Raw genomic sequence first — 19,801 nt, 5'->3', positions numbered from 1 at the left:
CCCTCAGGTGACACCGTTCGCCCTCACCTAAGGGCGCACCTCGGACCACACGCTTCGTAGCATGTGCGCCATGGACCAGCCGCCCGCGATACCCACCCGCCTTGTCCGCTGGGAGCAGCGCACCCAGCGCCTGCTGCTCGCGCTTGCCCTCGTCTTCGCCGTGGCGTACGCGGTCCCGATCGTCGATCCGGGCGCCGACGCGTCGCTGCGGTCGGCCTGCCATGCCATCGAGTGGGCGGTATGGGCCACTTTCGCCGCCGATTACGCGATCCGCGTCTTTCTCGCCGAGGAGCGGCTGCAGTTCATCCGCAGCCATCTGCTCGATCTGATCGTGGTGCTGCTCCCGCTCATCCAGCCGCTGCGGCTGCTGCGCCTGGTCGCCGCGCTGATCCTCACCGGCCGCCGGGTGCGCGCCACCGCGCAGGTGCGGGTGACCACGTACGTCGGCGGCGCCGTGGTGGCGCTCCTCGTGTTCGGCTCGCTCGCGGTGCTGGAGGTGGAGCGGAACGCGGAGGGCGCCTCGATCCGCACCCTGGGCGACGCGATGTGGTGGGCGTTCACCACGATGACCACGGTCGGCTACGGGGATCTGGCCCCGACCACCGGCCTCGGGCGCCTCCTCGCCGTCTCGCTGATGATCTCCGGCATCGCCCTCCTCGGTCTGGTGACCGCGAACATCGCGGCCTGGTTCATCGCCAGGTTCGAGGAGGACAACACGTACGAGGTGGAGCAGACGGAGACCCTCAAGCAGCTCACCACCGAGATCGCCGCCCTGCGCGCGGAGGTCGCCGCGCTGCGGGCGCAGGACTCACCGCGCAGCGGCGGTTAGCGCCTCCAGCGCGCTGGCCTGGGTGCGCCAGTCCTGCTGGTTGGGCGCGGTGCCCGCCCAGCGCTGGCCGAGGTCGTTCAGGTGGTCGCGGTCGGTGGTCCAGAGGGAGTCGGCCTGGCGGTCGGCGTAGTCGCGATACGTGGTGGAGCCGGTGGCCGCGGCGAGGTCGGCGAAGTAGCGCATGAAGACGCCCTTGAACTGCTTCTGGTTGTCGTCGCAGGTGCGGGTCCCCGTATCGCAGGATTCCGTGAGGACGCCGTCGCGGGTCAGCTCCGGACGGGCCAGCGCAGCGTCCGCGAGCCGCTTCGCGGCGTCGAGCATGCGGGTCTCGCCGGTGCCGCGCCACAGCTCCAGCAGGCCGCCGATGGCGAGGCCCTGGTTGTAGCTCCAGACGGTCTGCCCATTGTTGCGGCAGTCGCCCGTCAGCCCGTCATTGACCAGCCCGGCCGCATTGATCATGCCGCTGGACAGGAACCACTCCCCCGCCGTCCGCGCCCGCTCGCCCCACACCGCGTCGCCGTCGAGCCGCCGGTGCAGCTCGGCGGTGAGCCGCAGGTAGAGCCCGCTGGTGACGGCGTTCTTGTAGGTCCGCTCGCGGTCCCACCAGACCCCGCCGCCACAGCTGCCCGGATCCCAGTACCCGTGCACGTACTCGGCGATCGTCACCGCCTCGTCCAGGTAGCGGCGTTCGCCGGTGTGGTCGTACGCCGCCAGCCAGGTCAGGCCCCACCAGGCGGTGTCGTCGATGGCGCGGCTGCGGAAGTGGCCCTCGACCGCGTCCGTGCTGCGCTCGCCGGGCGCGAAGGTGCCGCGGTTGACCTCGAAGGTGCGGGCGATGGCCCAGTCATAGTCCTGGGTGCCGGTGCGCCGTGCGAACTCGGTCAGCGCGGTCAGCGTCGCCGCGCTGTTCCACCAGCTGCGCGGCCACCAGGCGTCGCGGGGGTCGTACGACCACATCAGCGCGTCCGCCGCGGCCCGCGCCCGGGTCGGCACCGGTCGCACCCACGCCGTGCAGCTGCCCTCCTGGTGGCTCGCCTCCTTGCCGCAGGCGCGCACCGCGCCGCCGTAGAGCAGTCCGGCGGGGTCACGGGTGGCGTGCATGGTCGAACGGGCCGCGGTGGCGCCGGCCGCGACGGACGTACGGCCGAGCGACGAACCGTCGGGCCAGGAGGAGCCCTTGTTCCAGGAGCGGTCGAGCCAGACCTCGTCGCCCTGTCCGCCGTCCTCGATCGAGGCCCATGCCATGGCGTTCGCGTGGTCGGCGTGGAGGCGGATCGTGCGGCCGAAGAGCGTGGTGGCGGGGACCGGTTGGTCGTCGCCGGCCGCGTCCGCCGGATCGGCGCCGTCGCACAGCTCGTCGCACACCCCGGGGCGGAACCAGGCGGTGCAGCCCACCCCGGCCGCGTCGCCGCAGGCGCGGATCCAGCCGCGGCGGTGGGTGCGCGGGTCGGTGATGTTGTACATGAGGGTGCGGGTGCCGGTCCGGGAATCCGGGACGGTGGCCTTGCCCAGCACCGGCTCCCACGTCGCCCCGGCGTCCCAGCTGCGGTCGAGCCAGACCGCGTTGCCGCTGGTGGCGTCGTCGATGGAGGCCCAGGCCATGGTGTCCGGCTGGGATACGTGCAGCCTGATCACCCGGCCGTTGAGGTTCTTCTCCGGCACCGGGAAGGTGTCCTGCTGCGCCTGCGACGGGTCGAGGGTGTCGCAGTGCAGCGCGCACACCGGGTCGGCAGCGGCGGCGGGTGCCGCGGTCAGCGGGACCAGGCCGGTGGCCAGGAGTGCGGCGGCGAGCAGGAGACGCAGGGAGCGGGCGATCATCGCGGATCCCTTCGGGCCTTGATGCCTTCCAACGTTGCAGAGCATATTGACGCCTACATGACACGTAGGCAACGTTGTCAGCATGAGGTGTTTCCGGATTCTCCTTGCGGCCGCCGCGCTCGCGGCCTGCCAACTGGCCGTCCCCGCGGCGACGTCGCAGGCCGTCCCGCACGCGGCGGCCCCGGAGCGCAGCGAGGCCGCCGCCACCGCCCAGATGTCGTTCTACGACAACGACACCGGCCTCTTCACCACCACCGGCTGGTGGAACTCCGCCAATGCCCTCACCGCGGTGATCGACACCATCCGCACCACGGGCAAGGACGACCACCGGCACGCCATCGCCACCACGCACGAGAAGCAACTCGACGCCAAGGACGGCCAGTTCCGCAACGAGTACCTCGACGACACCGGCTGGTGGGGCCTGGCCTGGATCGCCGCGTACGACCTGACCGGCGACCGGCGCTACCTGGACACGGCCCGCGCGGACGCCGACCACATGGCGGCCTACTGGGACGACACGTGCGGCGGCGGGGTGTGGTGGAGCACGGAGAAGACGTACAAGAACGCCATCCCCAACTCGCTCTACATCCAGCTCAACGCGGCACTGCACAACCGCATCGAGGGCGACGAGACGTATCTCGGGCGGGCGCGGGACGGCTGGTCATGGTTCCAGGGCACCGGCATGATCAACAGCGATCACCTGGTCAACGACGGCATCGACCTGTCCACCTGCCGCAACAACGGCGACACGGCCTGGACGTACAACCAGGGCATGCTCCTCGGCGCCCTCACCGAACTGCACCGCGCCACCGGCGACGACGCCCAGCTGGCCACCGCCCGCGAGATCGCCGACGCCGCGACGACCGCCCCCGGCCTGCACACGGCCGACGGCATCCTGCGCGAGCCGTGCGAGGACGGCGACTGCGGCGCCGACGGCCCGTCGTTCAAGGGCGCCCACGTCCGCGGCCTGGCGAAGCTCAACGCGGCGCTGCCGGACCACCCGTACACGGACTACCTCCGCCGCCAGGCGGACCGCGCCTACGCCGACGACCGCGACGCGAACGACCGCTACGGCCTGCGCTGGTACGGCCCGCTGGACCGCACGGACGCGGCCCGGCAGCAGAGCGCGCTGGACCTGATGAACGCGGCGCAGTGACTACAGGGTGAACCCACTCGGGAACGGGTCCGCGGGGTCCAGCAGGTACTGCCCCATCCCGGTGATCCAGGCGCTGCCGGTCACGGTCGGCACCTGGGCCGGGACGCCGCCGACCGTCGTCTCCGCGACCAGTCGTCCCGTGAAGCGGGTCCCCAGCAGTGACTCGTGCACGAAGTCCGTGTCGAGGGCCAGTTCGCCGCGCGCGTGCAGCTGCGCCAGCCGGGCGGAGGTGCCGGTGCCGCAGGGCGAGCGGTCGAACCAGCCGGGGTGGATGACCATCGCGTTGCGGGCGTCGCTGCCGTCCGTGCCCGGGGCGGTCAGCTGGACGTGCTTGCAGCCGGCGATGCCGGGGTCTGCCGGGTGCACCGGGCGGCGCTGCTCGTTGATCGCCGCCATGATGGCGAGGCCCTCGCCGATCATCCGTTCCTTGGCCGCCTTGTCCGTACGGTCGAAGGGGATGCCGAGGTCTGCGATCGGCAGGATGGCGTAGAAGTTGCCGCCATAGGCCATGTCGTACGTGACCGTGCCGATGCCGGGGACGTCCACCTTGGCGTCGAGCTCGAGCGCGAAGGACGGCACATTGCGGATCGTCACCGTCCGCGCGCGGCCGTCCGCCACCGCGACCTCGGCGGTCACCAGCCCGGCCGGGGTGTCGAGGCGGACCTCGGTGACCGGCTCGCGCACCTCGACCATGCCGGTCTCCACCAGCACGGTGGCGACCCCGATGGTGCCGTGTCCGCACATCGGCAGCAGCCCGGAGACCTCGATGAACAGCACGCCGTAGTCGGCGTCGGCACGGGTCGGCGGCTGCAGGATCGCGCCGCTCATGGCGGGGTGGCCGCGCGGTTCGTTGACCAGGAACTGCCGGATGTGGTCGAGGTGTTCGGCGAAGTAGGTGCGCCGCTCGGCCATCGTCGCCCCGGGGACGGTGCCGATGCCGCCGGTGATGACGCGGGTCGGCATGCCCTCGGTGTGCGAGTCGACCGCGGAGAAGTAGCGGGAGGCGCGCATCTCAGGCACCCGCCAGGTGGTCGACGGCCCGGCGCAGGTCGGCGTCCAGGGCGGCGAGCTGCTCGCTGCCGAGCGGGCCGCGCGGCGGGCGGCAGGGCCCGCCGTAGCGGCCGACGGCGTCCATGCCGCGCTTGATCGCCTGCACGAACTCGGTGCGCGAGTCCCAGCGGAAGGCCGCGACCAGCGGCTCGTACAGGGCCCGCGCCTCGTCCACCTTCCCGGCGCGCGCCAACTCGAAGAGGCGGACCGAGGCGGCGGGGAAGACGTTCGGGAAGCCGGCGAACCAGCCCATGGCGCCCATCAGCAGCGACTCCAGCACGACGTCGTCGGCGCCGGCGACGATGGTCAGCCCGGGGGCCCGCTCCCGTATCTCGGTCACCCGGCGGACATCCCCGGAGAACTCCTTCACCGCCACGATGTTGTCGATCTCCGCGATCTCGTCGAGCAGTTCAGGCGTCAGGTCGACCTTCGTGTCGAGCGGGTTGTTGTACGCCATCACCGGCAGCCCCGCGGCCGCCACCTGCTCGAAGTGGTGCACCACTTCGGCGGCGTTGGCCCGGTACATCGTCGGCGGCAGGCACAGCACGCCGTCCGCGCCGTCCTCCGCCGCCCGTTCCGCCCAGGCGCGGGCCTGGTGCGCCCCGACGCCGTGCACGCCGACGACGACGATCCCGTCGTCCCCGACCGCCTCGATCGCGGTACGGGCCACGGTCCGGCGCTCGTCGTCGGTGAGGGAGGAGTACTCGCCGAGCGAGCCGTTGGGGCCGACGCCGCGGCAGCCGTTGTCGATCAGCCAGCGGCAGTGCTCGGCATAGCGGTCGAGGTCGACGCGCAGCCCGGCGGGCGCGGCCGGGTCCTCCGCGTAGGGCAGCGCGGTGGCGACTACGACTCCGTCGAGCACCTCGGGCTTCTGGTGCGTCATGGCTGCTCCCTCTCGAGACGGGTGGGGTGTTGCTGCGGACCGGGCGAGGGCTCGGCGGGCTCGTCCGGTGGCGCTTCGGCCAGTTCGCCGAGGCGTACGGGGGCGGCGATCGGGCGGCGGGCGAATGCCGCTCCCGGGTCGTCCAGGCCTGCGAGTTCGGCCACGGCGCGGCCGCATACGCGGCCCTGGCAGAGCCCGAGCCCGGCCCGGCTGACGAGCTTCACCGAGCGCACGCCGACCGCGTCCCGCTCGGCGACCGCGCGGCGCAGCTCGCCGCAGGTGACCTCCTCGCAGCGGCACACGACGGTGTCGTCGCGCGGCCAGGTCCGCCAGCCGTCCCGTACGGGATACGCCCGCTCGAGCGCCGCCGCGAACCGCCGCCCCTCGCGCACCCGCCGCAGCGCCCGGACCGGCGCCGGGAGGCGCGCGCCGAGCAGTCGGGCGGCGGCCGCAGCACCCGCGAGCTCGCCCTCGGCGGCGGCGAGTTCCGCGCCTCCGATGCCGGTGAGCTCGCCGGCGGCGTACACGCCGGGAACGGATGTGGCCTGGGCGATGTCGACGGCGACGAAGCCCCCGGCGAGCGCGCACCGGGCCGCGACCGCGAGTTCGAGCTGCGGGGTGAAGCCGAAGCCCACGCAGACCGCGTCGGCAGCCACCCGCCGCTCGCTGCCGGGCAGCACGCGCCAGCGCGCGTCGAGCCGCGCGACGGTCACCGCCTCGACCCGGCCGGTGCCGTGCGTCTCGATGACCGTGCTGCGGTGGTGGTACGGAATGCGCCGGCGGGCGAGCAGCGCGGTATAGCGGGCCAGTTCGGCGAGCCGTCGGCGGCCGGCGACGACGCCGCCCGGCGCCGCGAGCCAGCCGGTCACCGGGTCCCCTGCCTCCAGGATGGCGGCGACCCGGGAGCCGACCGCGATCAGCGACTCGGCCACGGGCAGCAGGAACGGCCCGGTCCCGGCCAGCACCACCCGCTCCCCCACCGCCACGCCCTGCCCCTTGGCGAGCGCCTGCGCGGCCCCCGCGGTGAAGACGCCGGGCAGGTCCCAGCCGGGGAACGGCAGCGCCCGGTCGTAGGCCCCGGTGGCCAGCACCAGGGCCGCTGTGTCGACGGTGCGGCCCGCGCGCTCCGGGCTGTCGGCGGGGCCGGTGCGGATGTGCAGCCGGTGGCCGCCCGGCACCGGCTCGAGCGCCCACACCTGGGACTCGGCCAGGTGCTCGACGCCGGCCGGGAGCGTGAACTCCCGGCCGCCGTGGAGGGAGTTCTGTCGGTGGTACTGACCGCCGAGGGCCGCTCCGGAGTCGACCAGCAGCACGGCCGCACCCGCCGCGGCCGCGGCCCGCGCCGCCGCCATGCCGGCGGGCCCGCCGCCGACCACGACGACGGGGTGCGCGCCGGCCGGGCTCACGACGGCAGCTCCGCCCCGTGCTGGGTACGGATGTCGTCGCCGTCGCACACCAGCCGCTGGCAGGCGCGGACATCGGGGACGCCGTTGACCACCACGAGGCAGTCGTAACAGACCCCGATCCCGCAGAACACCCCGCGCGGACGCCCGCCCTCGCGCGTCGTACGCCACGCATTGCGCCCCTGCGCCAGCAGCAGCCCGGCCACCGTCCGCCCCGGCTCCGCCAGCACGGCGACGCCGTCGATCCGCACCCTCACGCGGCCGCCTCCCCGGGAACGATGCCGGGCCGGTCCACCCGGAACGGCTCCGGATCGACCTCGCGGGCCCGGCCGGTGTACAGGTCGGCGAGCAGCCGCCCGGTGGCCGCGGCGAGCCCGATTCCGGCGCCCTCGTGGCCCGTTGCGTGCCACAGTCCTGGCAGCCGCGGATCGGCGCCGATCACCGGGAGGTGGTCGGGCGCGTACGGCCGGAAGCCGCCGTAGGCGCGCATCACGGGGACGTGCGTCAACACCGGGAACAGCGCGGCGGCTTTGCGCGCCAGCTCGCGCAGCACGCGGACGCGCAGCGCCTCGTCGAAGCCGACCCGCTCCCGGCTGGAGCCGATGAGCACGGTGCCCGCCCGGGTCGACTCCACGACGGCGGAGGTCTGCAGGCCCGCGCCGCCGCCGGCGACCGCGCCGACGTAGTCGCCGTCGTAGACCTTGTGCCGTACGGTCCCGGCCGGCAGCGGGCCGGTGACCAGCACCATGCCCCGGCGCGGCTGCACGGCGACGGGCGCGCCGGCGCGCCTGGCGAAGTCGCCGGACCAGGGGCCGCAGGCGTTGACGACGGCGGCGCAGGGCAGGGTGCCGCGGTCGGTGCGGACGCCGGTGACGGCGCCACTGGTCCCTCTCGTCACACCTAGGGCGGTGACACCGGCCCGCACTTGCCCACCACGGGCCCGTACCGCCGCCAGCAGCGTGGTCGCGGCGAGCACGGGCTGCAGCTGGGCGTCCTCGGGGTAGTGGACCGCGCCGGCGACGTCCTTGGTGAGGTGCGGCTCGAGCTCGGCGGCCGCGGCCGGGCCGAGTTCGCGGGCGGTGACGCCGGCGGCGCGCTGGGCGGCGGCGAACTCCCGGAGCGGACGTATCCCGTCCACGCCGGTGACGACCACGAGGCCGCCCTTCGGCTCCCACTCCGCCTCGGCGCGGCGCGGGCCGAGCTCCGCGCGCAGCGCGTCGAGCAGCTCGGGCCAGCGGCGGCGGGAGGCCTGGGCGAGCCGCAGTTCGGGTCCTGGAGCCTTGTCGGATACGAGGACGTTGCCCTCGCCCGCGGCCGTGGTGCCGCTCGCGGGGGCGCCGCGGTCGAGGACGGTGACGGAGACGCCGGCGGCCGTGAGCGCCTCGGCGCAGGCGGCGCCGATGACGCCCGCCCCGACGACCACGACGTCCGAAGCTGCCTTCAACACCCCTCCGTTCACCGCACGGAATGATGTTGAACGTAAGAGGCCGCTCACGCCCGCGTCAACGGTCGCGCGCGCTCACTCCCAGGCGTAGAACCCCTGCCCGCTCTTCCGCCCCAGCTCTCCCCTGGCCACCTTGTCGCGCAGCAGCTGCGGCGGGGCGAAGCGTTCGCCGAGCGTGACCCGCAGATGCTCGGCGATGGCGAGGCGCACATCGAGCCCGACGAGGTCGGTCAGGCGCAGCGGGCCCATGGGGTGCTTGTACCCGAGCCGCATGGCGTCGTCGATCGCCTCGGCCTCGGCGACGCCCTCCTCGACCATGCGGATGGCCTCGAGTCCGAGCGCGACGCCGAGCCGGCTGCTGGCGAAGCCCGGGGAGTCCTTGACGACGACGTCCTTCTTGCCGAGCGCGTGGGTGTAGTCCAGCGCGGCCCGTACGGTCTCGTCGGCGGTCTCCGGCGCGACGACGATCTCGACGAGCTCGGAGACCGGGACCGGATTGAAGAAGTGCATGCCGACGAAGCGGGCGGGCCGGCGCAGTGCGGCGGCGAGGTCGCTGACGGACAGGGAGCTGGTGTTGGTGGCGAGCACGGTCGCGTCGCCGACGGCCGCCTCCGCCGCGGCGAGCACCCGGGCCTTGAGCGCGGCGTCCTCGGGCACGGCCTCGACGACCAGGTCGGCGTCGGTGGGCAGGCCCTGCGGGGAGTCGACGGTGTCGATGCGGGCGAGGATGTCCTCGGCCGGCTCCGCGAGATTCCCCCGCTCCCGGGCTCGCGAAAGGCCGGTGGCGACCCGCTCGACCGCGGCCGCCGCGGCGTCCTTGTCGCTCTCCACGACGGTGACCCGCGATCCGGCGGCGGCGAAGGACTGCACGATGCCGGCGCCCATCCGGCCGCCACCGATCACACCGACGATGGCGGGTGCGCTGGGGGTGCTCATAGGTGGGTCCAGCCCTTCTGCGGAGACTGTCAGCCGACGCGGTCGTCGGCGCACACCTTAAAGGCCTCCAGGCCGCGAGTCTCCAGCAGGTCGGCAATCAGCGCCTCGGTGCCGCCGATATAGGTGCTGACGAGATCCACATCGCCGCCGAGGCACCAGGCGCGGTCGTCCGGCCACCACAGATCGGGCAGCTCCACCCAGCCGGAGGCGTGCAGCGCCTCCGGCGAGTCGGCGTCGGCGAGCGGGCCGGACAGCAGCACCTCGTCCCGGCCGGGGGTCTTGAAGACGGGCACGCCGGTGAAGTCCCAGGTGCCGTAGCCGTGCCACACCCCGAACCAGCAGCGGTCGGCGGCAGCGGTGTGCCGGGCCAGTACCGGCATCAGCTGCCGCGCGAGCGCGGGCGGCGTGGGGCCCTCCACCGGATGCTCGTCCCAGACGCCGGGCAGGCCGTACTGCTGGGCGTTGACGTAGTCGCGGCCCATGCCGATCAGCTCGTGCCAGTTACTGAGGGCCGTCAGCGGTTTGCCGTACGCGGCCGCCACCTCCGCCCACGGCACCGGCCGCTCGTCCAGCGCGGCCGGGTGCAGCACGCGCGCGTAGGCGTCGAAGCCGGGCGCGCTCACGCCCGCTACGGTGCCGAACCCGTCCTCCGTCCTGCTCCGGATCAGCCACCTGGCCGGGCTGAGGTCGTCGGTTCGCACCTGCAGGCGCCCGTAGGAATGCATGGCGCCAAGTCTGCGGTACGCGCCCGCCCGGCGCCTCGTGGGAGGCGCCGGGCGGGGGCGGGTGTCACTCCGCTACGAGCGGTTGATCACGAAGCCCGAACCGGGTTCGACGACGACGCCGTCGGCGTCCTCGCAGTTGGTGATGTCCACGTTCGACAGCGTGGCGCTGCCGCGGGCGCCGCCCATGGCGAGAATGCCCGCGCCGCCGTTGTTGCACTTGTCGATGCGGACGTTCTCGATCTTGGCGCCCGGCACCGCGCCGCCTCCGTTCTTGAACTGGATGCCGTCGTACGTCGAGTCGTGGATCTCGGTGTCCTTGATCGTGACGCCCGGGATGTCCGGGCCCTGCGGGAAGAGCGTGATGGCGCCGAACTCCTGCGCCTCACCCCAGAAGGCGCCGCCGGTCCGGTAGAGACCGTTGCCCGAGATCAGCGTCTGGCCGGAGAACGGGACCGGGTCGTGGTCCGTGGCCAGCATGATGCCGGGGTAGGTCATCGTGTCGGAGATCAGGTTGTTCTCGATCGAGTTGTCCTTGCCTCCGTAGATCGCGATGCCGTTCGCCCGCCACGGCAGCTGGACGGTGTTGTTCTTGAAGCTGTTGTTACGGCCGATGTCCGTCGACGTGTCCTTGACGTGCTTGCTCGCCCATACGGCGAGGGCGTCGTCGCCCGTGTTGCGGAACGACGAGTTGTAGACCGTCGAGTGGTGGGTGCCGTTGGTGAAGTTCACGCCGTCCGCGTATGTGTTGCGGATGCGCATGCCGCTGAACTCCAGGTTCTCGCCCGGGCCCCACAGCGCCGGGATGTTGCCGTAGTCGCGGCCGACCCAGGCGCCGACGTTGGCGTGCTCGATCCAGACATTCTTGATCTTGGTGTCCTTGCCGAACCGGCCGCTGAGGCCGACGCCGCCCTCCGCGTTGCCGTCGCCGCCGCGGATCCGGCCGGAGCCGAAGATGGCGATGTCGGAGATCTGGGTGTTGTCGTCGATGTCGAAGCCGAAGTTGCCCTCGTGCGGGTGGTTGATGGTGCCCGCGTTCTGCGGCTCGGTGAGGGTGTAGAGCTGGGAGTGCCACATCCCGGCGCCCTTGACGGTGACATTGCGGATGCCGACCTGGTTGTACGGGTTGGCCGGGTACTTCGGGTCCTGGGTGAGGATCTTCCTCTCCTGCCGCCACTGACCCGCCGGGATCCAGACACAGCCGATGTCGCCGTTCTGGTCGGCGGTCACCGCCCGCTGGATGGCGTCGGTGTCGTCGATGCCGTCGTTCGGCACCGCCCCGTACTCGGTGATCGACGTGCAGCCGTCCGGCTTGGCCGCGGCGGGCGCGACCTGCTCCAGGTCGACCAGGTCGAGGACGTAGAACGCGGCCGTGTCGCCGCTGTCCCGCTGCAGCCGGAACTTGGTGCCCGCCGGATACGACTGGGCGAGCAGCGCGTGCGACTCGTCGAAGAGCCGGCGGGCGTCGCCGCCGGGCCGGTTGGTCAGCCCCTCCGGGTCGTCGGTGGTGCCGTACAGCCAGCTGTGCTTGGACGACAGGTCCAGCTTCCGTACGAACTTGCCGTCCGCGTACAGGCTGATGGTGGCGTCCTGGCCGCCGCCGCCCGGGGCGTCCGGGATGGAGTTGCGGACGACGATGGAGTTGGCCGACGCCTTGGAGGTGAACTCCACATATTCGCCGGTCTGGTTCAGCCGCACCGACGAGCGGCCCGAGGACTCGGTGTCGAAGTTGGTGTGCCCGAACTCGCGCTTGGCGTCGGCCTTCAGCAGCGTGCCCTTGTAGTCGCCGTCCTCGGCCTCGTACTCGGTGTACGGCACCGCGGCGCCGCGGCCGATGACGACGGAGCGGGTGAAGACGTTGTTGGTCTCGTCGGTCTCGGCGAGCGCGCCGGTCGCGTCCGCGTTCGCGGTGAGCGTGGCGCCGCCACTGGTGGCGGTCCAGTCGCCGGTGATGTCCACGGTGGCGGACCCGCCGGCGGGGACGGCCGGGGCGGTGCCCTGGAGGGCGCTGCCGTTCACCGTGAGGCGGGTGACCGTGCCGGCGGCGGCCTGGCTGGTGCCGTTGTTGCGTACGGACACCTTGAAGGTGACCTTGGTGCCGGTGGCCGGGTGCTCCGGGCTGGTGGTGATGCCGGTGGGCTCCAGGTCGGGGCCGGGACTGCGCTCCACGACGAGCTTGGCGTCGGCAGTGCGGCTGTTGTTGGTGTCGTCCGATTCGTCGATGGTGTCGTTGGGGTCGGCGACCGCGGAGACGGTGTAGCTGCCCGCCGGTCGTTTGCCGACGCGCACCTCGACGTCGGCGGTGGCGCCGGCGGCCAGAGCGGGTACGGAGGCGCTGCCGGCGACCGTGCCGCCCAGGCTGGCCTCCATGGCGGTGGCCTGCGAGGCGGCGTTGCCGGAGTTACGGACGGTCGCCTTCACCGTGATCTCGTCCTCCGCCGAGGGCTTCTCCGGCGTCCAGTCCAGCGTGGTCACCGTCAGGTCGGGCGCGGGCGCCGCGGCGCCGATGACCTGCAGCTCGGCGACCTGGCCGCCCGGGGCGCCGGAGTTGGCGTGGAACTGCAGCCGCACGTCCTCGTACACGCCGCTGACCGGTACGGACACGGTGTTCTGGTTCGAGGACGGGCTGAAGGCGTACGACTGCCGCGCCTTGATGGTCTTGAACTCGGCGCCGGACGACTCGCGGCCGAGGACCGTGAACTCCTGGGTGCGCGCCGACCAGGCCGGGTCGGGGTTGAGCTTGACCACGACGCCCTCGAGACTGGCGCTCGCGCCCAGCTTCACCGTGAGGCTCGCGGACTGGCCCGCCGCTTCCCAATAGGTCTTCACGTCATCGTCGTTGGCGCCCGCCGCCACATAGTTCTGGGTGTGGGACGAGGCCTCGATCGGCTTGCCGCGGGCCAGGTTCGTACCCTCCAGCGGCGGATCGCCCGGGCCGCCGCCCTCGCCGCGCACCTCCAGCTCGGAGAGCTGCGCCGCGTTCCAGCCCGTGTTCTTGGTGATGTTCACCCGTATATAGCGGGCCTTCGCGGCCGGGAAGCCGATGGTGACGCTGCCGGAGCGGTCCGGGCGGAACTCGTGGGCCGCGGCGGCGGAGAGCGTGGTGAACGTGTCGCCGTCCGTGCTGCCCTGGATGCTCAGGGTCTGGGTGCGCGCCTCCCAGGTGGTGGGCAGCTTGAGGACCACCTCGTCGACCGTCGCGGTGCTGCCCAGGTCGGTCTGCACCCAGCGCGGGAACTCACCCGCCGGGCCTTCCCAGTAGGTCTGCTGGCTGCCGTCCGTGATGTTGGGGGCCGGGTAGCCGGGGTGCGAGCCGCTGGCGCTCGCCGGCTTGCCCAGGGCCAGGTTCGGATCCTCGGCCGCGGCCTGCGCGACGCCGGGAGTGAGCCCCGTCGCCGCCAGGCCGGCCAGCAAGGTGCCGACCAGGCCGGATCTGATGCGTTGCTTCCATCTCATGCGGCTCATGCGGAGCCCTCCGCTGCAATCTGAAGTTGGGGAGCGATCATTCGCGTCTTGCGTGAAGCTGCCTGGATATTTCTGGCAGATGACCGCCGTGTCAACAGCTGAGCCCCTTTGAACCACCCTGGCAATCGATTTTTTGCAATGAATGCTCAACATCTTGCGGCCAGATGAGGCCGGTGGTTGAGTGGGCGCCGCTCGACTCCTGCCGGCCGGCGGTATACATCCCCGCGGCACCGCCACCGCAGGACAAAGCGGTCCGACTGCAGGTCCCCATGGGCCGGCGGCCGGACCGCACCCCCACGAAGAAGGGACTGTCATGCGCACGACATATCGTTCCCATCGCCGCCGCTCCCGGGCGTGGCGGCCCGCCCTGGCGGCAACGCTCGGGGCGGGCATGCTGCTGACCGGACTGCAGGTGATGACGGCCCAGGGCGCCGAGGACTCGGGCGCGCTGGAGCTGGAGATCACCGGCGAGGGGGCGGACCGCGCCCACGACGGCGACGCCGCCACGTACGCCACCGGCAGCAGCAAGCAGGGCTGGGTCACCGCGGACCTCGGCGCCACCCGCCGCCTGGACCGCGCCGAGGTGCGGCTGCCGGGCGCGGCGCAGACCGTACGCCTCGAGGGCTCGACGAACGGCGAGGACTTCAGCGAGCTCTCGGACCTCAAGTCCCGCAAGGGCAAGGCCACTTTCCCGCTGGACGGCGCCCCGGTGCGCTATCTGCGCGTCAACGGCGCCGAGAAGGTGGGCGAGCTGTCCGCCTACGCGGCCGACACCGGCGACGCCGCCCCGCCCGAGGCACCGGGCGGCACGGAGCTCAGGGGCCGCACGCTCAGCTGGGACCGCGCCGAGGGCGCCGTCGGGTACGACGTCTACGCCGACGGCGAGCTCCGGGCCAGCCTGCCCGCGAAGACCAGGACCTGGAAGGACACCACGGCCGCCGGCGCGGACGCCGCGAAGGTCGACTATGCGGTACGGGCCCGGGACAAGGCCGGCAACCAGTCCGCGGACAGCGACGCGGTCACCCGTACCGTCCGCGCCGGGGACGCGGGCTCCGGCGAGGCGGCCTTCACCCCGAAGAAGAGCGGGGCGCGGCTCGCGGCGAAGAGCGCGGACACCAAGGCCGCGGAGCGCGGTGCGACCATGCCGTACACGACGGTCGAGGCCGAGGCCGGCGACCCGGGCGGCGGCGCGGAGGTGGTCGGCCCGAACCGCAAGATCGGCGATCTCGCGGGTGAGGCGTCGGGGCGCAAGGCCGTCACGCTCAATGAGACCGGGCAGTACGTGGAGTTCACGACTCCCGTCGAGACCAACACGCTGGTGACCCGGTTCTCCATCCCGGACGGCACGGACGCCACCCTCAATGTCTACGTGGACGGCGAGAAGACCAAGGCGCTCGACCTGACCTCCAAGTACGCCTGGCTGTACGGCGCGGAGGCCTCCCCCGGCAATGACCCGGGCGCGGGCGACCCCCGGCACATCTACGACGAGGCGCACGTCGCCCTCGGCAAGACCGTCCCGGCGGGCGCGAAGATCCGGCTGCAGAAGGACGGCGACAACGCCGCGAAGTACGCCATCGACTTCGTCGACTTCGAGCAGGCCGCGGCCAAGGACAACCCGGACCCGGCGAAGTACGTCGAGCCGGCCGGCACCACCCACCAGGACGTCCAGAACGCCCTGGACAAGGCCCGCATGGAGGCCGGCGTCGAGGGCGTCTACCTGCCGCCGGGCGACTACGAGACCTCCAGTAAGTTCCAGGTCTTCGGCAAGCCGGTCAAGGTGATCGGCGCGGGCCCGTGGTTCACCCGCTTCCACGCGCCCTCGGGGCAGACCAACACCGACATCGGCTTCCGCGCCGACCAGGCCGCCAACGGCTCGGTCTTCTCCGGCTTCGCCTACTTCGGCAACTACAACTCCCGTATCGACGGCCCCGGCAAGGTCTTCGACTTCCAGAACACCTCGGGCATCACCATCGAGAACATCTGGGCCGAGCACATGCTCTGCCTCTACTGGGGCGCCAACACGGACAAGATGACGCTCAAGGACAACCGCATCCGCAACACCTTCGCGGACGGCCTGAACATGACCAACGGCTCCTCGGACAACCTGGTCTCCAACAACGAGACCCGCGCCACCGGCGACGACTCGTACGCCCTCTTCTCCGCGACCGACTCGGGCGGCGGCGACCAGACCGGCAATGTCTACGAGAACCTGACCAGCAAGCTCACCTGGCGGGCGGCGGGGCTCGCGGTGTACGGCGGCAACACCAACACCTTCCGTAACATCAAGATCGCCGACACGCTGGTCTACTCGGGCATCACCATCTCGTCGCTGGACTTCGGCTATCCGATGAACGGCTTCGGGCCCGGGGAGACGAACTTCTCGGACATCTCCGTCGACCGGGCGGGCGGCCACTTCTGGGGTGCGCAGACCTTCCCGGGCATCTGGATGTTCTCCGCGTCCAAGCCGTTCCGGGCCATCCGGGTGGACAACGTCGACATCAAGGACCCGACGTACAGCGGGATCATGTTCCAGACGAAGTACACGGGCTCGCAGCCGGAGAACCCGGTGGAGGACACGGTCCTGTCGAACGTCACGATCTCCGGGGCGAAGAAGTCCGGTGACGAGTTCGACGAGAAGTCGGGCTTCGGCATCTGGGCCAACCCGATGCCCGAGGCGGGCCAGGGCCCGGCGGTCGGCGAAGCCACCTTCAAGGGGCTGACCCTGTCGGACAACGCCGTGGACATCGAGAACAAGACCGAGACCTTCAAGATCATCCAGGAGTAGGCCAGGGGGATGCGAGGCAGGGCCGGTCCGTTGTCCCCGGACCGGCCCTGTCGCATGCGTGCGTCAGCTCGTGGCGGGCTCCCCCGTCACCGACAGACCGCGCAGCCTGCCGACGTTGTCGAACGAGCCGAAGCCCACCCGGCCGGACCCGAACGTCGTGTCCGTCGCCGTCATCAGCGGATCCTTCGCGCCGTCCACGTACACCCCGATCTCACCGGTGGCGGCGCAGTGCTTCACCGCCACGTCGTGCCACTCGGCATCGTCGATGGCCGGGTCCGCGCCGTGATAGCCGGTCCACTGGTGGTCGATGCGCTCCCGGTCGGCGTTGTTGACCTTGAAGATGCCGTTGTGCGGCAGGATCGTGTTGTCCTGCGAGAGATGCGCGTAATAGAACTCCGTGTCCGAGCGATAGCCGAAGATCACCACCACATCCCGGTTGGACACATCCACCGGCGTATCGAGCCGCACCTGCCCCCGCCATGTCATGGCGCCGAAGCGCGGCCCGGCGGTCAGCACCGCGTATTCGTACGGCCGGCGCGGGCCAGGCCGCTCGGCGCCCGCTTCGGCGAGGATGGCCTCGTCGCCCGGGAACTGCCACTTGGCCGGGGTGACCGGCGCCCAGTTCCCAGCGCCCATGACATCCGTGACCGTGGTGCCGCCGGTCTCGCAGCCGGCGAACTCGCGGGTGCCGGTGACCCGCCATACCTTCCCGTTCGCCTTGGCGATCAGAAAGAGCTCGCCCGCGGCGTCCTTGCCGAAGCGCAGGTCGACGCGCTTGTCCCCGGCCAGGTCCTGGGCGGTGACACGCTTGCCGGACGCCTTGTCGTAGAGCATCAGCTGGTGGATCTGCGCCATCTTCTCCGGGGCGGCGTCGCGGTCCATCTCGTCGGACTCGGTGTAGAAGACCCGGCCGTCGACGAGGTCGCCGAAGAGGTATTTGCCGCGCAGCTCCGGCGCCTTGTCGCCGCGGTAGACGAAGCCGCCGGAGATCGCCCGGCCGATGTCGGACTTGCAGTCCCAGCCGGGCGGCGGGTCGTGGTCGTACGCGGCGACCGGATACGTGTAGCCGTACTTCTCGTCGTCGGCCGGCAGCGGCTTGTACGTGTCGCAAGGGTCGGCCGGCGCCTTGTCGTAGACGAACGGGCCCTCCCGCTCGCTCCAGCCGAGGTTGTCCCCGGCCCGCACCTCGTACACCGACTCCACCGCGTGCTGCCCGATGTGTCCGAGGAACATCCGGTGCTGCCCGCCCGTATCCCAGCTGAAGCGGTGCGGGTCCCGCATCCCGTACGCGAAGATCTCGCCGAGCGCGCCGGGCTTCTGCGTGAACGGGTTGTCCGCCGGAACGCCGTACTTGCCGTTCGAGCTGTCGCTGCCGCGCGGGTCGATGCGGAGGATCTTGCCGTGCGGGAGGGCGAGATTCTGCGGGTCGGTGTTCTTGTAGCCGATGCCGCCGTCGCCGACAGCCGCGTAGAGCTTGCCGTGGTCGGCGGAGCCGGGCCTGGCGGTGGGGTTGAAGCCGATCTGCTGGATGCCGTGGATCTGGCCGTTGAAGCCGATCCTGAGCAGCTCGCGGCGGGTGCCGTCGAAGGTGTCCGCGGCGGGGTCCTTCGCGGTCCACTCGGTGATGATGCCCTGGTACTCGGCGTCCGGTTTCTGCGGCGTCAGATCGGGCTGCTTGCCGGACTTCGAGGCGAGCTCGGTGTGCACCGTGTAGAAGATGCCGTTCTGCTTGAAGTCCGGGTGGAAGGCCGCGTATCCGAAGCCCTGGCCCAGCCCACGCCCGGAGAAGAACGCCGGGGCGAAGGTCGCGCCGACGTCGAGGTAGGGTTGCGGCTTGCCGTCCTTGACCAGGTACAGCTTGCCGTTCAGATCGGGCACGGCCAGCCTGCCCGAGCCGTCCGGCAGCTCGTCCAGCGCGTTGATACGGGCGTGCCGCATCAGCCGCGGGTCGGTCGGCGGGGGCGTCGGCTCCGACTTCGGGAACTGGGCGTACTCCTCGACCTCCAGGCCGATGCCCGACTGGACGGGCTTCGGCAGGATCGGGTCGGCGGCCGCGGCCTGCGCCGGCGGCGCGGTCAGCAGGGCCGTGGGCAGGGCCAGGGCGAGCGCGAGGACGAGAGAACGCAGTCTCCCGCCAAGGCGTGAGGGCACGAGGGCACTCCGTTCATCGAGGGCTGTGACGGGGGTGGGGTGGGCCGCCGTCAGGGCTGCTGCGAGGTCATCATCCGGTGCTGCTGCCGGACCTCGGCCGCGGACACGGCGCGGTCCAGGAACATCAGGTCGTCCATGCGGCAGTTGCAGGGGTTCCGCTCGCGGGTGTTCTGCGGGAAGCTGCCGCCGATCTTGATGCCGGCGGGGTCGGTGGGCGAGGCGCGGTGGTCGCCAGGGCCCTCGACCTCCCACGGGTCGCCGGGCGTGGCGTAGAAGCCGTCCAGGCGCTCGCCGTTGCGGAAGAGCGCCATCGAGCCGTCGCTGTAGTCGAAGGTCGCGGCGAGGTGGACCCACTCGTCCTGCGGCAGCACGCTGCGCCAGTCGGCGGCGGCGGCGAAGGTCTGCGAGGCGCCGTCGTCGAGGCGGCGGCCGAGGGCCACCACACGGAGCTCGCCCTCGACCTCGATCAGCTCCAGCAGCGCGCGGACGCCGTGGCCGTCGGAGTTGCCGGCCAGGACGCCGGTGAGGCCGATGGCGCCGTAGCGGTCGTCGGGGTCGGGGGTGTTGGAGTCGGGGGCGGGGTTGTCGCCGGTCATCTTGAACCAGCCCATGACGGTGGTGCCCTTGGCCGCGTTGAAGGCGTTCAGGGTGGGCACTCCGCCGGGGGCGTAGAGACCGGCCTTCCAGTCGTCGTTCCCGGCGGCGCCGGGGTTGATCTGGGCGGTCTGCAGCGCGTTCCCCGCGCCCGGGTGGGCGGCGTCGGGCACGCGCATCGCCGGGCCGCCGCCGACGAGTTGGATGTCCGTACCGGAGAAGCCCTGGTCCTGCTCCTCGGCGGGGGCTCCCGGTACGGGATGCCCGAAGTCGTAGTGGGCGACGAGGTCCGGCTTCAGCCCGGGCAGCACGCGCTGCGTGCCCGCGCTGTCCGCCGCCTGGACCGGTCCCGCCAGCAGGGCGGTGACCAGCAGTGCCAGGCCCGCGGCCAGGCCGGTGGTGTGCTTCGGCATCCGTTCTCTCCTCTGTCCCAAGAGGGTTGGCGAACGTCCGGCAAGCGCTTTCTAACGTTGCACTGCCGCGGACCGTATCCGCGAGGGCATGACCACGTCAAGATCGCCGTCAGTACGACTTGTATACGGAAGTTCACGCATACATCGCGCCG

The 19,801-nt window shown here is 71.9% G+C and carries 12 protein-coding genes and 3 pseudogenes; 4 read left to right on the top strand and 11 right to left on the bottom strand.

The window, feature by feature from the left end:
* Nucleotides 1-70 precede the first annotated feature (70 nt).
* Entirely contained in the window at nt 71-829 is a 759-nt protein-coding gene (locus G5C51_RS07015; protein WP_165233440.1) for a potassium channel family protein, read from the top strand.
* Here the strand turns inward: G5C51_RS07015 and G5C51_RS07010 are convergent.
* Complete coding sequence (locus G5C51_RS07010) at nt 809-2,647, bottom strand: glycoside hydrolase family 76 protein (RefSeq protein ID WP_165233437.1); 1,839 nt, start codon at nt 2,645-2,647, stop codon at nt 809-811. The genes G5C51_RS07015 and G5C51_RS07010 overlap by 21 nt on opposite strands.
* A 115-nt stretch (nt 2,648-2,762) precedes the next feature.
* On the opposite strand from G5C51_RS07010, the pseudogene G5C51_RS07005 reads away from it, so the two are divergent.
* A pseudogene (locus tag G5C51_RS07005) lies at nt 2,763-3,803 on the top strand (glycoside hydrolase family 76 protein); the annotation flags it as partial.
* Here the strand turns inward: G5C51_RS07005 and G5C51_RS07000 are convergent.
* The 8 genes from G5C51_RS07000 to G5C51_RS06965 form a co-directional block, all read right to left on the bottom strand.
* The gene (locus tag G5C51_RS07000; RefSeq protein WP_165233488.1) at nt 3,804-4,814 is read right to left on the bottom strand and encodes a proline racemase family protein; all 1,011 of its coding nucleotides are present in this window, start codon (nt 4,812-4,814) and stop codon (nt 3,804-3,806) included.
* 1 nt (nt 4,815) lies between these two features.
* Entirely contained in the window at nt 4,816-5,736 is a 921-nt protein-coding gene (locus G5C51_RS06995; RefSeq protein ID WP_165233433.1) for a dihydrodipicolinate synthase family protein, read from the bottom strand.
* Nucleotides 5,733-7,142 (bottom strand): FAD/NAD(P)-dependent oxidoreductase, encoded by a 1,410-nt coding sequence (locus tag G5C51_RS06990; RefSeq protein WP_338118038.1) that lies wholly within the window; start codon nt 7,140-7,142, stop codon nt 5,733-5,735. Before G5C51_RS06990 ends, G5C51_RS06995 begins: the two co-directional genes overlap by 4 nt.
* Nucleotides 7,139-7,396, bottom strand: a complete 258-nt coding sequence (locus G5C51_RS06985) for a (2Fe-2S)-binding protein (RefSeq protein ID WP_165233430.1) — start codon at nt 7,394-7,396, stop codon at nt 7,139-7,141. Before G5C51_RS06985 ends, G5C51_RS06990 begins: the two co-directional genes overlap by 4 nt.
* Nucleotides 7,393-8,583: an NAD(P)/FAD-dependent oxidoreductase gene (locus tag G5C51_RS06980; RefSeq protein WP_206313535.1), complete on the bottom strand. Its 1,191-nt coding sequence runs from the start codon at nt 8,581-8,583 to the stop codon at nt 7,393-7,395. Before G5C51_RS06980 ends, G5C51_RS06985 begins: the two co-directional genes overlap by 4 nt.
* A gap of 75 nt (nt 8,584-8,658) precedes the next feature.
* Complete coding sequence (locus G5C51_RS06975) at nt 8,659-9,519, bottom strand: 3-hydroxyacyl-CoA dehydrogenase family protein (RefSeq protein ID WP_165233427.1); 861 nt, start codon at nt 9,517-9,519, stop codon at nt 8,659-8,661.
* Nucleotides 9,520-9,548: 29 nt separating this feature from the next.
* Nucleotides 9,549-10,244, bottom strand: a complete 696-nt coding sequence (locus G5C51_RS06970; RefSeq protein ID WP_165233424.1) for a hypothetical protein — start codon at nt 10,242-10,244, stop codon at nt 9,549-9,551.
* 72 nt (nt 10,245-10,316) lie between these two features.
* Nucleotides 10,317-13,697 carry a CARDB domain-containing protein gene (locus tag G5C51_RS06965; protein WP_165233479.1) on the bottom strand — a complete coding sequence of 1,127 codons (3,381 nt, stop codon included), beginning with the start codon at nt 13,695-13,697 and terminating at the stop codon, nt 10,317-10,319.
* A 322-nt stretch (nt 13,698-14,019) separates the two neighbouring features.
* Here G5C51_RS06965 and G5C51_RS44240 point away from each other — a divergent pair.
* Both G5C51_RS44240 and G5C51_RS06960 read left to right on the top strand, forming a co-directional pair.
* A pseudogene (locus G5C51_RS44240) lies at nt 14,020-14,421 on the top strand (discoidin domain-containing protein); the annotation flags it as partial.
* A 414-nt stretch (nt 14,422-14,835) separates the two neighbouring features.
* A pseudogene (locus G5C51_RS06960) lies at nt 14,836-16,491 on the top strand (glycosyl hydrolase); the annotation flags it as partial.
* A 63-nt stretch (nt 16,492-16,554) separates the two neighbouring features.
* Here G5C51_RS06960 and G5C51_RS06955 read toward each other — a convergent pair.
* The gene (locus tag G5C51_RS06955) at nt 16,555-18,642 is read right to left on the bottom strand and encodes a PQQ-dependent sugar dehydrogenase (protein ID WP_338118037.1); all 2,088 of its coding nucleotides are present in this window, start codon (nt 18,640-18,642) and stop codon (nt 16,555-16,557) included.
* A 50-nt stretch (nt 18,643-18,692) separates the two neighbouring features.
* Nucleotides 18,693-19,649, bottom strand: a complete 957-nt coding sequence (locus tag G5C51_RS06950) for a LamG domain-containing protein (RefSeq protein ID WP_165233418.1) — start codon at nt 19,647-19,649, stop codon at nt 18,693-18,695.
* Nucleotides 19,650-19,801 lie beyond the last annotated feature (152 nt).

Origin of the sequence: Streptomyces coryli (genome assembly GCF_011044975.1) — a bacterium.
In the GTDB taxonomy this organism is placed as follows: Bacteria; Actinomycetota; Actinomycetes; order Streptomycetales; family Streptomycetaceae; genus Streptomyces; species Streptomyces coryli.
This window is presented reverse-complemented; position numbering and strand designations above follow the sequence as displayed.

Excerpts from the sequence above, each read along its gene's own strand:
- G5C51_RS06975 (WP_165233427.1), bottom strand. The coding sequence starts at position 9,519 with ATGAGCACCCCCAGCGCACCCGCCATCGTCGGTGTGATCGGTGGCGGC.
- G5C51_RS07015 (WP_165233440.1), top strand. The coding sequence starts at position 71 with ATGGACCAGCCGCCCGCGATACCCACCCGCCTTGTCCGCTGGGAGCAG.
- G5C51_RS07000 (WP_165233488.1), bottom strand. The coding sequence starts at position 4,814 with ATGCGCGCCTCCCGCTACTTCTCCGCGGTCGACTCGCACACCGAGGGC.
- G5C51_RS06950 (WP_165233418.1), bottom strand. The coding sequence starts at position 19,649 with ATGCCGAAGCACACCACCGGCCTGGCCGCGGGCCTGGCACTGCTGGTC.
- G5C51_RS07010 (WP_165233437.1), bottom strand. The coding sequence starts at position 2,647 with ATGATCGCCCGCTCCCTGCGTCTCCTGCTCGCCGCCGCACTCCTGGCC.
- G5C51_RS06970 (WP_165233424.1), bottom strand. The coding sequence starts at position 10,244 with ATGCATTCCTACGGGCGCCTGCAGGTGCGAACCGACGACCTCAGCCCG.
- G5C51_RS06995 (WP_165233433.1), bottom strand. The coding sequence starts at position 5,736 with ATGACGCACCAGAAGCCCGAGGTGCTCGACGGAGTCGTAGTCGCCACC.
- G5C51_RS06965 (WP_165233479.1), bottom strand. The coding sequence starts at position 13,697 with ATGAGATGGAAGCAACGCATCAGATCCGGCCTGGTCGGCACCTTGCTG.